This window comes from Pseudonocardia sp. ICBG1034, from assembly GCF_020131375.1.
Taxonomy (GTDB): Bacteria; Actinomycetota; Actinomycetes; order Mycobacteriales; family Pseudonocardiaceae; genus Pseudonocardia; species Pseudonocardia alni.
Map to the genome: position 1 here is coordinate 462,956 of NZ_JAHLEK010000023.1, position 15,254 is coordinate 478,209.

The following is a 15,254-nucleotide window of genomic DNA, read 5'->3' on the forward strand; positions in this document are numbered from 1 at the left end:
GCTTCCACGCAGCGAGAGAGACGGTCGACCCGTCCCCGGCACGCCGCCGGGACGGGCCGACCGTCCGGTCCGAGGCGGCTCGGCGGACACCGCCCCGGAGCGTTCCCGGGGAGGGCGGTCAGCCCTTCAGCTCCGGGAAGTCCTCGTAGCGCCACTCCCCGCCCGCGGCCGCCCCGGCCTCGTCGCGCTCGCGGGCCCGCAGCTCCACCCGCCGGATCTTGCCCGAGATCGTCTTCGGCAGCTCGAAGAACTCGATCCGCCGCACCCGGAGGTAGGGCGCCAGGTGGTCCCGGGCGTGGGCGAAGATCGCGGCCGCGGTCTCCCGGGTCGGCTCGTGGCCGGGGGCGAGCGCGACGTAGGCCTTCGGCACGGCGAGCCGGACCGGGTCGGGCTGGGGCACCACGGCCGCCTCCAGCACCGCCGGGTGCTCGACGAGCACGCTCTCCAGCTCGAACGGCGAGATCTTGTAGTCGCTGGCCTTGAACACGTCGTCGGTGCGGCCGACGTAGAACAGGTAGCCGTCCTCGTCGCGGGTCGCGGTGTCACCGGTGTGGTAGAAGCCGCCCGCCATGGCGTCGGCGGTCTTCTCCGGCATGTCCAGGTACCCGACCATCAGGCTGGTGGGCCGCCGGGACAGGTCGATGCAGATCTCGCCCTCGGTCCCGGAGACCTCGCCGGTGAGCTCGTCGACCAGCACCACCGGGACGCCGGGCAGCGGACGCCCCATCGACCCGGGCTTCACGACGGAGCCGGGCGTGTTGCCGACCGACGCCGTCGTCTCGGTCTGGCCGAACCCGTCGCGCAGGGTCAGGCCCCACTGCGCCCGGACCTGCTCGATGATCTCCGGGTTGAGCGGCTCGCCCGCCGCGATGACCTCGCGCAGCGAGCCGGGTCCGCCGGACAGGTCGGCTTTGATCAGCATCCGCCAGACCGTCGGCGGAGCACAGAACGTGGTGACGCCCTTGTCCCGGATCTGGCCGAGCAGCGACGCGGCGTCGAAGCGGGTGTAGTTGTAGAGGAAGATCGTCGCCCCGGCGATCCACGGCGCGAAGAAGCAGCTCCACGCGTGCTTGGCCCAGCCCGGCGAGCTGATGTTGAGGTGCACGTCGCCCGGGGTGATGCCCAGCCAGTACATCGTGGACAGGTGCCCGACCGGGTACGACGCCTGGGTGTGCTCGACCAGCTTCGGCCGGCTGGTGGTGCCGGAGGTGAAGTACAGCAGGAGCCGGTCGTCGGCGGTGGTGCCCGGGTGCTCGACCGGGGCGTCGTCGACGTCGCGGGAGTCGGCGAGGTCCAGCCAGCCCTCGGCGGACCCGCCGACCGAGACCGCGGTGAGCCCGTCGAGCAGGCCGTCGAACTTGCCCGTGCAGGACGCGTCGGCGATCACGAACCGCGCTCCCCCGCGCTCCAGCCGGTCCGGCAGGTCGACGGCGCCGAGCGCCGTGGTCGTCGGCATGATCACCGCGCCGAGCTTCATCACCGCGAGCATCGACTCCCACAGCTCGACGCGGTTGCCGAGCATGACCAGCACGCTGTCCCCGCGCCCGACGCCGTGCGAGGCGAGCCAGCGGGCCACCTGGTTGGAGCGGCGGCGCAGCTCGTCGAAGGTCCAGGCACCCTCGGCACCGTCCTCCTCGACGATGCGCAGCGCGGTCCGCGACTCGCCGTCGGCGATCACGTCGAACCAGTCGTGGGCCCACTGGAACGCGCCGTCGAACTGCGGCCAGGTGAAGTCGGCGACGGCCTTCTCGTGCTCGCCGTGCAGCGCGACGAGCCGGTCACGGGCGTCGCGGTAGATGTCGTGGTTGGCCATGGGGCGGACGACCTCCGGGTCGGTGGTGCGGGTCAGACCGTCGTCGGGGCGGTCGCGGGGCGCTCGTGCTCGAGCGCGACGTTGCGGGTCTCGTGCAGCAGCGATACGCAGACCAGGGAGATCACGCCGATCAACGAGAGCATCACGCCGATCGCGATCGAGCCGTACACCGCGGCCAGACCGGGCGCGACCAGCGGCGGGATCGCCCCGCCGAGGACGCCGGCGAGGTTGTAGCCGAGCCCGGCGCCGGTGTAGCGGTGCCGGGCCGAGAACAGCTCGGGCAGGTAGGAGCCCGCCGGGCCGTAGGCGACCGCGAAGATCACCAAGGTTCCGCAGAGGCCGATCGCGAACGCGGTGGCGCTGCCGGTGTCGAGCAGCGGGAACAGCGCCAGCGCCCAGACGATCCCGGCGACGCAGGACGTCCGGATGACCGCGCGACGCCCGAACCGGTCCGACAGCATCCCGGCGGCCACGGTCGCGAGCCCGAACACGACGGCAGCGGCGATGCCGATGCCCAGCACCACCGGACGGTCCAGGGCCGCACCCTGCGGGTTCGTTCCGTAGGCGGTCAGGTAGGCCGTGCCCATGTAGAAGAACGCGAACAGCATCGACAGCGCACCGGCCGACAGCAGGACCTCACGCGGCTGCGCCCGGACGGCCTCCAGGAACGGCAGCCGCTTCGAGCGGTCGAGCGCGGTCGCCTCCGCGGCCGCGCGCCGCCGGGCCTCGGCGAACGCGGGGGTCTCCTCGATGGAGAGCCGCACCCACAGCCCGACGCCGACGAGCAGGATCGACAGCAGGAACGGGATCCGCCAGCCGTAGGTCAGGAACGCGTCGTCGGTGTCACCCATGACCAGCCCGGTGACCAGGAAGGTGCCCGAGGACAGCGCGAACGCGATGGCCGGGCCGAGCTGGGGGAACACGCCGTACAGGCCGCGCTTCTCCTTCGGCGCGTACTCCGCGGTCAGCAGGGTCGCACCCGCCCACTCGCCGCCGACGGCGAAGCCCTGGCAGAACCGCAGGAAGACCAGGATCAGCGGGGCCGCGACGCCGATCGTCTCGGCGCCCGGGAGCAGTCCGATCAGGACGGTTGCGATGCCCATCAGCAGCAGCGTCGAGATCAGGGTCTTCTTCCGGCCGATCCGGTCGCCGTAGTGGCCGAACACGATCGCGCCGACCGGGCGGGCGAAGAACGCCACCGCGAACGTCGCGAAGGAGGCGACGGTGCCCGCGGTGGAGCCCAGGGCCGGGAAGAAGACCTTCGGGAACACCAGCGCCGCGGCCGTCCCGTAGATGAAGAAGTCGTAGAACTCGATGGTGGTGCCCGCGCAGCTGGCTGCGGCCACCCTTCTCAGGGGGACCGGTGCGGGGGTGGTGGTCATGCGTGGCTCCTCGTCGAGCGCGGCCTGGTGAAGCACCGAGACTCGCCGCAGCGGTCCCCCGCCCGCTACCAACCGAAGTCAGTGTTCGGATCCTCGGATCGGGTCCCACGACCCGGTCGACGTGCCCTGCCGCCGTGAGGTCGCCGGTGCGACAGGCACAGCTGACCCGCTCCGGTACCCGGGCAGATGACAGGGCTGGAACCGACCGGGCCGATTGACGCGCCGGGGCGTGTCTGGCACAACAACCCCGCCGGGCATGACTCGTTGCACGTGACGAGGTGGTCCGGAGCCGGCGACGACGCCGCCAGGACGGGAGGAGAACTCGTGCAGGACGACGACGCAGTCGCGCGGGCCCTGGACCGGGTCATGCCCCGGCGTCTGCACGAACTCAGCGCGACGACCGGCCTGCCCGTCGTCTTCGGTGGGACCACCCGGACGGTGGGCGACGAACAGCAGCTCTCGATCAACCAGCTGATCGGCACCTTCGGCGACTCGCTGCGGCTGCTCAGCGTCCTGACCGGACGCGGACTCGGCGGTGCCGCGATGGCCCGCCGGATCCCGTGCCGGGTGAGCGACTACGCCTCGACCCCCGGGATCACCCACGACTACGACCACGTCGTCGTCGAGCACGAGCGGCTCGCGTCGATCCTGGCGTACCCGATCGTCGTCCGCGGCTCGGTCCGCGGGGTGATGTACGGGGCGATGCGCGAGCACCGGCCGATCGGCGACGTCGCGGTCCGCAACGCCGGCATCGTGGCCGCCACCATCGCCCGGGACGCCACGACCCTGCTCGACCAGCACGCTCCCCCGGCCGTTGCGTACCCGGCCGCCGCGGATGCCGGGAGCCGGACCGACGCACTGCTGGAGCTCGCTGCGCTGATCGAGAGCACCGGTGACCCGGAGCTGCGCGAGCGGCTGCGCCGGATCCACACCGGCCTCGCCGGGGTGCGCCCGACCGCGGGCCGGACGGTCGGGGAGACACCCGCCCTCTCCCCACGGGAGATCGAGGCGCTGCAGCACGTCGCGGTGGGCGCGACCAACGCCGAGATCGCCGCGCAGCTCGGGATCACCGTGGGGACGGTCAAGGCCTACCTGCACAGCGCGATGCGCAAGCTCGACACCCAGAACCGGGCGCGGGCGGTCATCGCGGCCCGCGCCGCGGGTCTGATCTGACCCGCCGCGCACGGCCGGGCCGACCGCCCGAGGCCGGCCGCGGCGACTCAGGTGGGACGCGGTGATCGTGCCGACGAGCGCGTGCGGCGTGCCGTCGATCGTGATCTTCGGGTACGGCGTGCCGCCCGCCCCGGTCCACGAGTTCGGGTGGACGCCCTCACGGATCTCACGCAGGTCGTCACCGACCGCCTCACCCCTGGTCCCCGGCCCCGTCCAGCAGCACGTACAGGGCGGAGACCCGCCCGTCGCGCAGGAGGAGCACGTCGCGGCCGGACGCGACCGCGGGCCCGCCGTCGACACCCAGGGTCCAGGCGTAGGTGACCAGGTCCTGGGCCGTGCCGATCGGACCCGACCGGCTGAGCACGGCCCCCGGCGCCTGGGCGTGCAGAGCCGCGATCGCCCGGGACATCCCCTCGTGCCCGCGGTGGACGGCGTCGGGCTCGCCCACGAACACCTCGTCCGTGTAGACCGCCCCGACGGCCTCGTCGCGCACGGGCCCCTCCGGCGCGTTCCAGGCGTCCAGGTGTGCGGCGGCGATCCCGGCGGGATCGGCTCGATCGGGCATCGGGTCCTCCTCGACGGACGGCCGGGTGCCGCCCGGGCCCAGTGTCACCGCGCCGTGGGCACCGCCGGATCGGTCGCCGGATGGGTCACGCGGCGACCGGTGGGCCCGCCGGACGGTCGCCGTGGGACCCCCGGGCGGCACCCGGCCGCGGGACCCCGGGAGCGACCGCCGTCGCGGCAGATCACCGACCCGACCGGTGCCCCGGGGCTCCGCACGACCGATCGCGTGACCGATCCGGGGACGACCGGGCCGACCTAGCGTCGTGGCGACGGAGCCGCCGGGACCCCCGACGGCCGCGGCCGGGCAGGCCACCCGCCCCCGGACCACCCCATCACGGAGGTCACAGCCATGTCCGGATCGGCGACGCCCGACGCGGCCGGGACGCCCGAGGTCACCCACCGGCCCACGACGCACCGCTACGAGGTGCGGGTGGACGGCGTGCTCGCCGGGTTCACCGCCTACGTGGACCGCGACGGGCAGCGGGTCTTCTTCCACACCGAGATCGACGACGCCTTCGCCGGACGCGGGCTGGCCGGGACCCTGGTCGGGCGGGCCCTCACCGACTCGCGCGACGCCGGCCTGCGGATCGTGCCGGTCTGCCCGTACGTCGCGCGGTGGGTACAGCGCCACCACGACGTCGACGACGTGCTGGACCCGGTGACGCCCGCGGCGTTCGCCGCCGTGCGCGACCTCGTCTGAGCGCGGCCCGCGGGCCGCCACCCCGGAAGGACCCCCGTGCAGTTCGGCATCTTCACCGTCGGCGACATCGGCGCCGACCCGCTCACCGGGCGCACCCCGGGCGAGGCCGAGCGCCTCCGCTCGATCGTGCGCCTCGCCCGTCACGCCGACGAGCTCGGCCTCGACGTGTTCGCACTCGGCGAGCACCACAACCCGCCCTTCGTCCCGTCGTCGCCGCCGGCGATCCTGGGGCACATCGCGGCGGTGACCAGAAGGATCGTCCTGAGCACGGCGGTCACGCTGATCACGACCAACGACCCTGTCCGGATCGCCGAGGACTTCGCGACGGTCCAGCACCTCGCCGACGGGCGGCTGGACCTCATGCTCGGCCGGGGCAACACGGTGCCGGTCTACCCCTGGTTCGGCAGGGAGGTCCGCGACGGCGTCGCGCTCGCCCTGGAGAACTACGCGTTGCTGCACCGGCTCTGGCGCTCCGACGTCGTGGACTGGGAGGGCCGGTTCCGCACGGCGCTGCAGGGGTTCACCTCGACCCCCCGGCCGCTCGACGGCGTGCCGCCGTTCGTGTGGCACGGCGCGATCCGCACCCCGGAGATCGCCGAGCAGGCCGCCCACTACGGCAACGGCTACTTCGCCAACCACATCCTGGCGCCGAACCTGCACTTCCGGCCCCTGGTCGACTTCTACCGCAAGCGCTGGGCCCACCACGGCCACGGGCGTCCCGACCAGGCGATCGTGGGCCTCGGGGGGCACGCGTTCGTCGCCCGCCGCTCCCAGGACGCCTACGCTGCGTTCCGTCCCTACTTCGAGAACCACGTCCTGTTCCGCGGGACCCGACTCGAGGACTACGCGGACCGCACGCCGCTCAGCGTCGGCAGCCCGCAGGAGGTCATCGACAAGACCCTGACCTTCCAGGACGGATTCGGGGACTACCAGCGCCAGCTGTGGGCGCTGGACAGCCTCGGTGTCCCCGAGGGCGCGGTGCTCGAGCAGGTCGAGCTGCTCGCCACCGAGGTCGTGCCGGCGCTGCGCCGTGAGACGACGGCACGCCGCGCGCCCGGCGTCCCGGAGGCGCCCACCCACGCGTCGCTGGTGCGGGCGACCTACGGCGACGCGTCACCGCGCGACCCGCGGCCCCGCCCCAACCGGGGGGACAACCTGACCGGGGACGCCCCGTACCTCGACAGCGACACCACGACCCCGACCCGCTACCCGGCCGCCTGACCGCGGTCCGGCCGGTCCACCGGGGTGAACCCCTCGCGCCCCGCGCACGAACCCAGGGGTGGAGGTGAGGCGGATGCTCCTGACCCGCGACGAGTCACGGGCCCTGGAACTACTCGACGCGCGCGAGGTGGACGTCGACCTGCTGCGCCCGGCGGTGGCCCGGCACCTGCTCGCCCTCGGCCTCATCGACGCCGACGGGAGCGTCACCGCGGCCGGTGCGGCCGCCGTCGAGGAGGTCTACGCGAGGCGGTTCGCCGACGGCGTCGCCGAGATGAAGGCCCGCATCCGGCACCACGGGCTCGGCCACCCCGGGGGCTGAGCTCCGCCGCACACGCTCCGCTGCCCGGGGTCCGGAACACGTCACCGGCAGTGATATCCGGGCCCCGGGACATAATTCCCCACATTTCTCCGAACCCCTGCGCTCCGGCCGTCGAATACAGGAGCAAAGGTCGCCGGGAATCGCCCGTCGGTCGGTGCGATCCGAGGAGAACCACCATGGCGAATTCAGTACGACGTGTGATCGGTCTGGCCACGATCGGCCTGGTCGCCGCCGCGACGACCGCGCTGGGCGCCGGGGTCGCCTCAGCACAGGAGACCCCTCCCCCGGTCGCGATGATCTCCAACCTGACCGGCAAGAGCACCTCGGTCGCGCTGGACAAGGGCTTCACCGACGCGCTGACCTCGCTCGACGTCACCCCCGGCCCGTTCGGGTCCGCCTCGATCTCCGACGGCACCGCGTCGTTCCCGATCACCGGCGGCAACGTGACCGTCTACAAGCCGAACGAGGTCCTGCCCTACGTGCAGGGCAGGATCGAGCACAGCGGCAGCGGGCTCACCCTCACCAAGGGTGACACCGAGGTCACGCTCGACAACTTCGTGATCGACCCGGGCGACCCCGCCGTGCTGACCGGCCGGGTCCGCGCCGGCGGCCAGACCGTCGCCGAGTCGACCACCCTGTTCGACCTCAACGGCTCGACCCTGAAGCCCATCACGATCGACCAGTCGGCGGGCACCGCGACGCTGACCGGCACGACCGTCACCCTGAACGCCGGGGCCGCCGAGGCCCTGAACGGCGCCTTCTCCACCGACGCCCTCAAGGGCGGCACCACCATCGGCATCGCGACGATCGTCGTCAACACGACGAGCGGGACCATGCCGATGCCGCAGGGTGGCGTCGAGACCGGTGGTGGCAGCACCTCCGGCACCGACACGGCGCTGGTCGTGACCGGTGTCGCGCTGCTCGCCGGCTCCGCGCTGGTGCTCGTCGTCCGCCGTCGCGGCGTCCGCGGGCACTGATCCACCCCGGGTGTGCCGTCCGCACAGGCGGGCGGCACACCCGGCTCCGGTCGTGGTGGACCACCACGACCGGTTCCCCGACCGGCACCAGGACCGGAGCACCCGATGACCGCACCACACCCGTCCCGCGTCCGGCGGCTGCTCGCTCCGCTGGGCGCGCTGCTGGCCGTCGCGGGTGTGGTCGTACTGGTGTCGGCGCTGACCGCGGGCGGTCCCCCGGAGCCGGTGGCCGCGGCCGCCGGCCCGGTGGGACCGGCCGTGGTGGGCACCGCGCCCGCCGGGGCCCGGCCGGTGGGCGAGGTGCTCCCGCCCTCCCCGCCCCGGTCGATCTCGATCCCGTCGATCGGGGTCGAGTCGGTCGTCGACCAGTCCGGTCTCGCTCCGGACGGCTCCCTCGAGGTCCCGGCCCCGGGCCCCGGCTACGACCGGGCGTCCTGGTACCGCGGGTCGTCGGCGCCGGGCTTCCGCGGCCCGTCGGTCATCCTCGGCCACGTCGACTCGGCCGCCGAGGGACCGTCGGTGTTCTACGACCTCGGCCGGATGCGTCCGGGCGAGGACATCACCGTGACACGGGCCGACGGAATCGCCGCGACGTTCCGCGTCGACGAGGTCCGGTCGTTTCCCAAGAATGCGTTTCCTACCGAATCCGTCTACGGCGACGTCGACCGCGCGGAACTGCGCCTGATCACCTGTGGCGGATCTTTCGACTCGAGCGCGCGGAGTTATCGGGACAACACCGTGGTGTTCGCCCATCTCGTCGGCAGCAGCCGCGGCTGATCACGACGGTCGGTCCCCGGCCGGCGCCTTGACGCCCCCTCCGACGGCCGGGTTGTCTGGTACACCCGGCGCACCACGTCCGAGGTGCCGCCCGCCACCCCGTCGGAGGCACCATGCCGCCCCCTGCCACCGACCGGCTCCCGGTCCTCGACCTGTCCCGCTTCCGCGCCGGTCCGGATGAGCGGGCGGCCTTCCTCGCGGAGCTGCGTCGCGCCGCGCGCGAGGTCGGGTTCTTCTACGTCACCGGTCACGGCGTCCCCGACGACGTCCTGACCGGTATGGACGCGCTCGCCCGCCGCTTCTTCGCGCTGCGGATGGAGGACCGTCTCGCGATCGAGAACGTCCACTCCCCCCAGTTCCGCGGCTACACCCGGGCCGGGGCCGAGCACACCGGCGGCACCGCCGACTGGCGCGAGCAGATCGACATCGGGCCCGAGCGCACGGCCGTCGAGCCCGGTCCCGGGGACCCGGACTGGCTGCGGCTGATCGGACCGAACCAGTGGCCGGCCGCCCTGCCCGAGCTGCGCGAGGTCGTCCTGCGCTGGCAGGCCGAGGCGCTGCGGGTCTCCCGCGAGGTACTGCGTGCGCTCGCCGCCGCGCTCGGCCAGCAGGAGGGCTACTTCGACGGCTGGTTCGACGAGGAGTCCTCGCTGCACCTCAAGATCGTGCGCTATCCCGGGCGGCCGGACCCGGACTCCGACCAGGGCGTCGGCGCCCACAAGGACTACGGCTACCTCGCGCTGCTGCAGCAGGACGAGGTCGGCGGCCTGCAGGTCGAGGGCCCCGACGGCGGCTGGATCGACGCCCTCCCGGTGCCGGGCTCGTTCGTGGTGAACATCGGCGAGATGCTGGAGATCGCCACCCGCGGCTACCTCACCGCGACGCGGCACCGCGTGGTGTCGCCACCGCCCGGCGTCGACCGGATCTCGGTGCCGTTCTTCCTCGCGCCGCGCCTGGACGCCGTCGTCGCGCCGCTCGACCTGCCGGCCGAGCTGGCCGCGGACGCCCGCGGGATCAGCGAGGACGCCGACAACCCACTCGACGCGCGCTACGGGGAGAACGCGCTGACCGGCTGGCTGCGCTCGCACCCCCGGGTCGCGCAGCGGCACTGGTCCGACGTGCTGGCGCGACGCGTCTGACCCGGCGCCGCCGTGGGACGCACCGTCACCCGGCCCCCTCGGCGACCGCGCGCCGCAGGCCGCCCCCGATACGCTCCATCGTGGCGCCGTAGGCCTCGGGGAGGTCGACGTCGAGCCGGTCGGCGAGCACGAACAGCCACCACAGGCACTCGGCGAGCTTGTGCCGCAGCTCGGCGTCGGTGTCGCCGTCGATGTCCCAGGTGCGCTCGGCCGCGAGCACCAACCGTCCGACGTAGGCGGCGTCGTGGGTGAACCCGAGCGCCAGCTCCGGGAGGGTCCAGGTGCGCCCCAGCAGCCGGCCCTCGAGCTGCTCGTAGAGCGCCCGCACCTCGCGGGCGCGGCTGCGTGCGTCGGCCAGTCCGTCGTCGGCCGACCCGGTGTCGTCGATCATGGTCACGCCCTTCGTCTCGTGGGACCACGACGCTAGGCCCGGTTCCGGACCGCTCCTGTCCGCAACCGGCGACGGTGGCCCGCGTCACGGGTGGCGCTGCAGCGCCAGCAACTCCTCCAGCCGGACCACGACGTGCTCGCGGACCTCGTCGGGTCCGAGTACCCGGAACGGAACCCCGAGCCGGAGCAGGAACTCCGCGATCCACCGGGCGTCGAGGCCGCCGACAGTGCTCAGGGTCCGGTCCGGGCCGTCGGCACGGTGCCGCGCGATGGTGGCCGGGAGCAGGGCTCGGGTCTCGTCGAGGGAGCGGTGGATCTCGACCTCGGCGTAGGTCGCGTAGGGCGTGGTGGTGATCGCCTCCTCGACCAGCGCCGGCGCGTCGACCTCCCTGCGGCGCGGGTCCGCCGGGCCGGTGAGGGCGACGGCCGCGACGCGGTCGACCCGGAACACCCGCCAGTCCCGGCGGTCGAGATCCCAGGCGACGAGGTACCACCGGTGCGCGGTGCGGACGACCTGCTCCGGCTCCACCGCGCGGGTGCTCTCCGCCCCGCTGCGGTCGTGGTAGCGGAACCGGACCCGGTCGCGGGTCCGGGAGGCGCCGGCGAGCGCGGTCAGGGTGTCCGGGTCCACCTCGCCGGGGGCGTCCGGCCGCACCCCGGCCTCGGCGATCGCGAGGTCGAACCGGCCCAGTGCCTCGGCGGCCCGGGGCGGCAGGGACCGGCGCAGCTTGAGCAGGGCCGCCGGCGCCGCGCGTCCCTCGCCGTCGGGGTGGCTCCACGCGAGCCGGCGGAGCGCGATCGCGGTGGCCAGCGCCTCGTCGTCGTCGAGGCTCAGCGGGGGCGTCCGTGACCCGGCGACGAGCCGGTACCCGCCGAACGGTCCGGTCGACGTCTCGACGCCGTACCCGAGCTCACGCAGCTTGACGACGTCGCGGCGGACGGTCCGCTCGTGCACGCCCAGCCGGTCCGCCAGCTCGGCACCCGACCACTCCGGGCGGGTCGACAGGACCGTGAGGAGCTGGAGGAGCCGGTGCGAGGCGCTGAGCACCGTCGCAGGATAGGTCCGGGTTCCGGACGGGAACGGTCCGCAACCGCTCCTACCGTCGGCGGTACCGCGACTCCCCACCGGAAGGACCCCGATGACCACCGACGCCGTGCCCACGACCCCGCACCTGGCCGCCGCCGACGAGCCGGAGCTGGTCGTGGCGCCCGCCACGACCTTCGTCTCGCTGCACGGCAGCGGGCGCCCCGGCACCGAGGCGTTCCACCGGGCGAAGCGGACCGTGCGCACGGTGGAGCGCGCGCTGCCTCCCGCGCGGCGGGTGCCCGGTGCCGGGGCCGTCGTGGAGATCCTCTACCGGTACCCCGAGGGCTCGGTCCCGGTCGGGATCGCGGACTTCTACTGGGTCAACCCGGTCGACGACCTGGAGTACCGGGTGCTCGCACAGGTCGACCCGGCGACGACCGACGAGGAGCTCGCCACGGCGGCGGACGGGGCGGACGGGGCGGACGTCGAGCTGTACACGCTGCCCGAGCGCCTGGTCGTGCAGGTCCTGCACCGCGGGCCGTTCGCCGACGAGCGGCGGACCCTCGCCGAGCTGGGCTCGTTCGCCGCGGGCCACGGCCTGCGCCGGGTCGGTGACCACCACGAGATCCACCTCGATCCGTTCACCGCGAGCACGCCGCAGGACCACCTGCGGACGATCCTGCGCGACCCCGTGGCCCGGTGAGGGCCCGTCGTCCCGCCCGTGGCGGTCGACGACCCGGTGACGACGGCGGGCGATGCAGCCGGGGGCGGCCCGCCGGATGGTGACGATCGCCGTCACGATGATCGAGTTCCCGGTCCGCTCATACCGGGGGTGCGGTGGTGCCGAAGATCGGCCAACAGATCTCCGTGGCGGTGAACCGGGCCGGATCCGTGGGCGTACCGCCGAGATAGTGCTCGCGGATCGGCCCCTGGCCGCTGATCAGATGCTCGTTGACGTAGATCCCCAGGGCTGCGTAGCTGCGGTCGATGCCGTCGTGGCCGCCGGGATGGGTGAGCACCGCGAACTCGGTCCGGGGGAGCACCTCGGCCCGGACACCCTCCGGCGGCTCGACGGAGGGTGGCGCGGGGACGAACAGGGTGGCGCGGCCGTGCTGTTCGAGGAACAGCGCTCTCTCGTAGAGGCCGCCCGACACCACCGCGCCGGGCGCGCCCGTGGCCGCGGCGACGGCCCGGTGCAGTGTCCGCAGTGCCGCTGCGAACCAGTCGTCGATCCCGGAGACGTCGACGGTGGCGCTGACGGACCACACGGCGAGCGCCGGCTCGTGGCGCAACGTGACGTCGGCGGGAGGGCTCGCCGGGGCGAGCAGTTCACGCAACGCCCCCACGGTGTCACGGGTCTGCGCGAGCGCAGCCTCCATCTGCTCGAGATGGGTGGTGATGATCGCGGTGCGGGCCCCGGCGTCGTCGGTGCTCAGGAGCGCCTTGATGTCGGGGATGGACATGCCCAGGGAGCGGAACCGGCGGACGATGTGCGCATGGTCGACCTGGCCGGTGTCGTAGAAGCGGTAGCCGGTGCCGGGGTCGACATGGGCCGGTTCGAGAATGCCGATGTCGTGATAGTGGCGTAGTGCCTTACGGCTCAGACCGGTCATCAACGCGAAGTCACCGATCGAGACCTGGGCCCCCATGGTGTCCTCCTCCCCGTCGCGTCGCCTGCGGGACGCAGGCGATCCTGGAGCCTCCCCCCGGGGCAAGGTCAACGTCGCGGGATGCTCGCGACCACGGGTTGACCTTCCCCTGACAGGAAGCTCCATCGTGGGGCCATGTCCACAGCAGAATGGGAAGCACTCCCGGAAACCGTGCAGACGTTCATGACCGCACTCGACTCCCAGGAGTTCGATCGGGCACTCGCCACCTTCGCCTCCGACGCCGTGGTGACCGACGACGGGCGCGACCACGCGGGCACCGAGGAGATCGGGGCCTGGCTGGCGACCGCGGTCACCGAGTACACCTACACCGCCGAGTTCACCGGTGCGTCCACGACCGACGGAGGCGTCGACGTCGGGCAGCATCTGGAGGGCGACTTCCCGGGCGGGGTCGTCGACCTGAACTACCGTTTCACCCTCGATGGTGCAGTGATCAGTCGGCTGGTGATCGAGCCGTGACGCGGCGATGGTTCATCACCGGTGGCACGCCCGGCAACTTCGGGATGGCCTTCGCCGAGGCGGCGCTCGACACCGGTGACCGCGTGGCGGTGACCTCCCGCCGCCCGCAGGAGCTGGCGACGTAGGCGGACCGGTTCGGTGACCGCGTTCTCGTCGTGCCGCTGGAACTGACCGACGCGGCACAGGTGCAGCGCGCGGTACGAGCGGCCGAGGAGCACTTCGGCGGTATCGACGTGCTGGTCAACAATGCCGGCCGAGGCTGGTACGGATCCATCGAGGCGATGGACGAGTCCGCGGTGCGGTCGATGTTCGAGCTGAACTTCTTCGCCGTGCTCTCCGTGACCCGCGCAGTGCTGCCGGGGATGCGCGCCCGCGGCGACGGGTGGATCGTCAACGTGTCCTCGGTGGCCGGGCTCGTCCCGGCGCCCGGGTTCGGCTACTACAGCGCGACCAAGTTCGCCGTCGAAGCCGTCACCGATGCGCTGCACGACGAGGTCGCCGCACAGGGGATCTCCGTGCTGACCGTCGAACCGGGAGCGTTCCGCACCAACGCCTACGCCGGATTCGCCGACGAAGCCGTCGAGGAGGCGATCCCGGTGTACCACGAGATGCTGGAGCAGGTCCGGGCCGTCTTCGTCGGAATGGACGGCGTGCAGCCCGGCGACCCGCACCGCGGTGCCCGTGCGGTGATCATGGCGATGTCCCAGGATCCGCCGCCCCGCCGGCTGGTCCTGGGCAACAGCGGATACGACGCCGTGACCGATGCGCTGGAGAAGGCCCTGGCCGACCTGCGGGCGAACGAAGACCTCTCCCGCAGCGCGGACTTCCCTGCCTAGCCGTGCTGCCCCTCCGGATCCCACGACACGCTCAGGCGGTCGCGCGGGTCCCGACTCCGGCCAGCAGCGTCGCGACGTCGTCGTCGTTCCCGGCGGCCGACGCCCGGTCGAGGCAGCGCCGCGCGTCGGCGTCCGAGCTCTCCGGCGGCACGACGAGCAGGCACAGCCGGCCGTGCAGCCCGAACACGTCGACGACCTCGGGCGGGGTGCCGGCGAAGCCGCCGAGGCGGATCAGGTGCCCGTCGCTCGTCGTCCGGCGCGGCACCGACGACCAGGTCCGCAGGCTGTAGCCGACCCGGGTGACCGGGCCGAGCCGGTCGCCGACCCCTGCGCCGAGCTCACGCAGCTCGTCGACCAGCACGCGCGAGCGCGGCCACCACGCCCCGTCGACCTCCCCGACCGGCCTCGGATCCTCCTTCAGCGCGACACGCGCCGCGGACGGGCGCGGCGGGGCGGCGGGGCGGGTGGGTGACGGGGTGCGGGAATCGCTCACGGTGTGGCTCCGTTCGGCCGCCGCGGGCCGGCGGGCGGCGCCCTGCAGGGCGGCCGTCCGGCGGGACGCGGACATGGTCACGGCGGAGCAGGACGCGTCGCCGTGTGGACCCGGGAACCCCGGCGGATCCTCCGGATCGTGCGTGCCCCCGACTGGCAGGGCATCCGGCTGTCCAGCAGCACATGGCCGTGGTCTCGACGGTACGCCGATCGGGCCGGCCGCGCGGGTCCGTCGCCACGCCCCGGGCCGAGGTCGTCACCGGGGCTCCCCGCGGGGCGGGCGGGTGTCGACGATCCTCGCGGCGCGGGGCACCGGGT

At 73.5% G+C, this 15,254-nt stretch carries 17 protein-coding genes and 1 pseudogene; 11 read left to right on the plus strand and 7 right to left on the minus strand.

Annotation, left to right across the window (positions count from 1 at the left end):
- Nucleotides 1–118: 118 nt before the first annotated feature.
- Both KPF22_RS26490 and KPF22_RS26495 read right to left on the minus strand, forming a co-directional pair.
- Nucleotides 119–1,813, minus strand: coding sequence for an AMP-binding protein (locus tag KPF22_RS26490; RefSeq protein ID WP_208826509.1), 1,695 nt, complete (start codon nucleotides 1,811–1,813; stop codon nucleotides 119–121).
- 32 nt (nucleotides 1,814–1,845) lie between these two features.
- Nucleotides 1,846–3,195: an MFS transporter gene (locus KPF22_RS26495; protein WP_208826507.1), complete on the minus strand. Its 1,350-nt coding sequence runs from the start codon at nucleotides 3,193–3,195 to the stop codon at nucleotides 1,846–1,848.
- Between the two features lie 324 nt (nucleotides 3,196–3,519).
- Here KPF22_RS26495 and KPF22_RS33360 point away from each other — a divergent pair, with 324 nt between their 5' ends.
- A complete protein-coding gene (locus KPF22_RS33360) occupies nucleotides 3,520–4,368 on the plus strand; it encodes a LuxR C-terminal-related transcriptional regulator (protein WP_208826505.1) in 849 nt (282 codons plus the stop codon).
- A 190-nt stretch (nucleotides 4,369–4,558) separates the two neighbouring features.
- On the opposite strand, the gene KPF22_RS26505 is transcribed toward KPF22_RS33360, so the two are convergent.
- On the minus strand, nucleotides 4,559–4,933 hold the full coding sequence (locus KPF22_RS26505) for a hypothetical protein (protein ID WP_208826503.1): 375 nt from the start codon (nucleotides 4,931–4,933) through the stop codon (nucleotides 4,559–4,561).
- Between the two features lie 348 nt (nucleotides 4,934–5,281).
- Here KPF22_RS26505 and KPF22_RS26510 point away from each other — a divergent pair, with 348 nt between their 5' ends.
- The 6 genes from KPF22_RS26510 to KPF22_RS26535 all read left to right on the plus strand — a co-directional run bounded on the left by KPF22_RS26510 (nucleotide 5,282) and on the right by KPF22_RS26535 (nucleotide 10,065).
- Nucleotides 5,282–5,632 carry a GNAT family N-acetyltransferase gene (locus KPF22_RS26510; protein ID WP_208826501.1) on the plus strand — a complete coding sequence of 117 codons (351 nt, stop codon included), beginning with the start codon at nucleotides 5,282–5,284 and terminating at the stop codon, nucleotides 5,630–5,632.
- A 36-nt stretch (nucleotides 5,633–5,668) separates the two neighbouring features.
- The gene (locus KPF22_RS26515) at nucleotides 5,669–6,853 is read left to right on the plus strand and encodes a CE1758 family FMN-dependent luciferase-like monooxygenase (RefSeq protein ID WP_224403600.1); all 1,185 of its coding nucleotides are present in this window, start codon (nucleotides 5,669–5,671) and stop codon (nucleotides 6,851–6,853) included.
- Nucleotides 6,854–6,926: 73 nt separating this feature from the next.
- Nucleotides 6,927–7,172, plus strand: a complete 246-nt coding sequence (locus tag KPF22_RS26520) for a hypothetical protein (protein WP_224403601.1) — start codon at nucleotides 6,927–6,929, stop codon at nucleotides 7,170–7,172.
- 176 nt (nucleotides 7,173–7,348) lie between these two features.
- Entirely contained in the window at nucleotides 7,349–8,149 is an 801-nt protein-coding gene (locus KPF22_RS26525; protein WP_224403602.1) for a hypothetical protein, read from the plus strand.
- 105 nt (nucleotides 8,150–8,254) lie between these two features.
- Complete coding sequence (locus KPF22_RS26530; protein WP_224403603.1) at nucleotides 8,255–8,926, plus strand: class F sortase; 672 nt, start codon at nucleotides 8,255–8,257, stop codon at nucleotides 8,924–8,926.
- A gap of 113 nt (nucleotides 8,927–9,039) precedes the next feature.
- On the plus strand, nucleotides 9,040–10,065 hold the full coding sequence (locus KPF22_RS26535; RefSeq protein WP_208826989.1) for an isopenicillin N synthase family oxygenase: 1,026 nt from the start codon (nucleotides 9,040–9,042) through the stop codon (nucleotides 10,063–10,065).
- Nucleotides 10,066–10,090: 25 nt separating this feature from the next.
- Here KPF22_RS26535 and KPF22_RS26540 read toward each other — a convergent pair whose 3' ends face one another.
- A complete protein-coding gene (locus KPF22_RS26540) occupies nucleotides 10,091–10,462 on the minus strand; it encodes a hypothetical protein (protein WP_224403604.1) in 372 nt (123 codons plus the stop codon).
- A gap of 78 nt (nucleotides 10,463–10,540) precedes the next feature.
- Nucleotides 10,541–11,503 carry a YafY family protein gene (locus KPF22_RS26545; protein WP_224403605.1) on the minus strand — a complete coding sequence of 321 codons (963 nt, stop codon included), beginning with the start codon at nucleotides 11,501–11,503 and terminating at the stop codon, nucleotides 10,541–10,543.
- Between the two features lie 91 nt (nucleotides 11,504–11,594).
- Between KPF22_RS26545 and KPF22_RS26550 the strand changes: the two genes are divergently transcribed.
- On the plus strand, nucleotides 11,595–12,185 hold the full coding sequence (locus KPF22_RS26550) for a GyrI-like domain-containing protein (RefSeq protein WP_224403606.1): 591 nt from the start codon (nucleotides 11,595–11,597) through the stop codon (nucleotides 12,183–12,185).
- Nucleotides 12,186–12,303: 118 nt separating this feature from the next.
- Here KPF22_RS26550 and KPF22_RS26555 read toward each other — a convergent pair whose 3' ends face one another.
- A complete protein-coding gene (locus KPF22_RS26555) occupies nucleotides 12,304–13,131 on the minus strand; it encodes a MerR family transcriptional regulator (RefSeq protein ID WP_224403607.1) in 828 nt (275 codons plus the stop codon).
- A gap of 135 nt (nucleotides 13,132–13,266) precedes the next feature.
- Between KPF22_RS26555 and KPF22_RS26560 the strand changes: the two genes are divergently transcribed.
- From KPF22_RS26560 to KPF22_RS26565, 3 genes and pseudogenes are all read left to right on the plus strand, one after another.
- The gene (locus tag KPF22_RS26560; RefSeq protein WP_224403608.1) at nucleotides 13,267–13,608 is read left to right on the plus strand and encodes a nuclear transport factor 2 family protein; all 342 of its coding nucleotides are present in this window, start codon (nucleotides 13,267–13,269) and stop codon (nucleotides 13,606–13,608) included.
- Nucleotides 13,605–13,733 (plus strand): hypothetical protein, encoded by a 129-nt coding sequence (locus KPF22_RS32390; protein WP_255625192.1) that lies wholly within the window; start codon nucleotides 13,605–13,607, stop codon nucleotides 13,731–13,733. The genes KPF22_RS26560 and KPF22_RS32390 overlap by 4 nt, the downstream gene beginning before the upstream one ends.
- Before the next feature lie 18 nt (nucleotides 13,734–13,751).
- A pseudogene (locus tag KPF22_RS26565) lies at nucleotides 13,752–14,444 on the plus strand (SDR family NAD(P)-dependent oxidoreductase); the annotation flags it as partial.
- A gap of 31 nt (nucleotides 14,445–14,475) precedes the next feature.
- Here the strand turns inward: KPF22_RS26565 and KPF22_RS26570 are convergent.
- The gene (locus tag KPF22_RS26570; protein WP_224403610.1) at nucleotides 14,476–14,937 is read right to left on the minus strand and encodes a DUF5994 family protein; all 462 of its coding nucleotides are present in this window, start codon (nucleotides 14,935–14,937) and stop codon (nucleotides 14,476–14,478) included.
- Nucleotides 14,938–15,254: the final 317 nt, after the last annotated feature.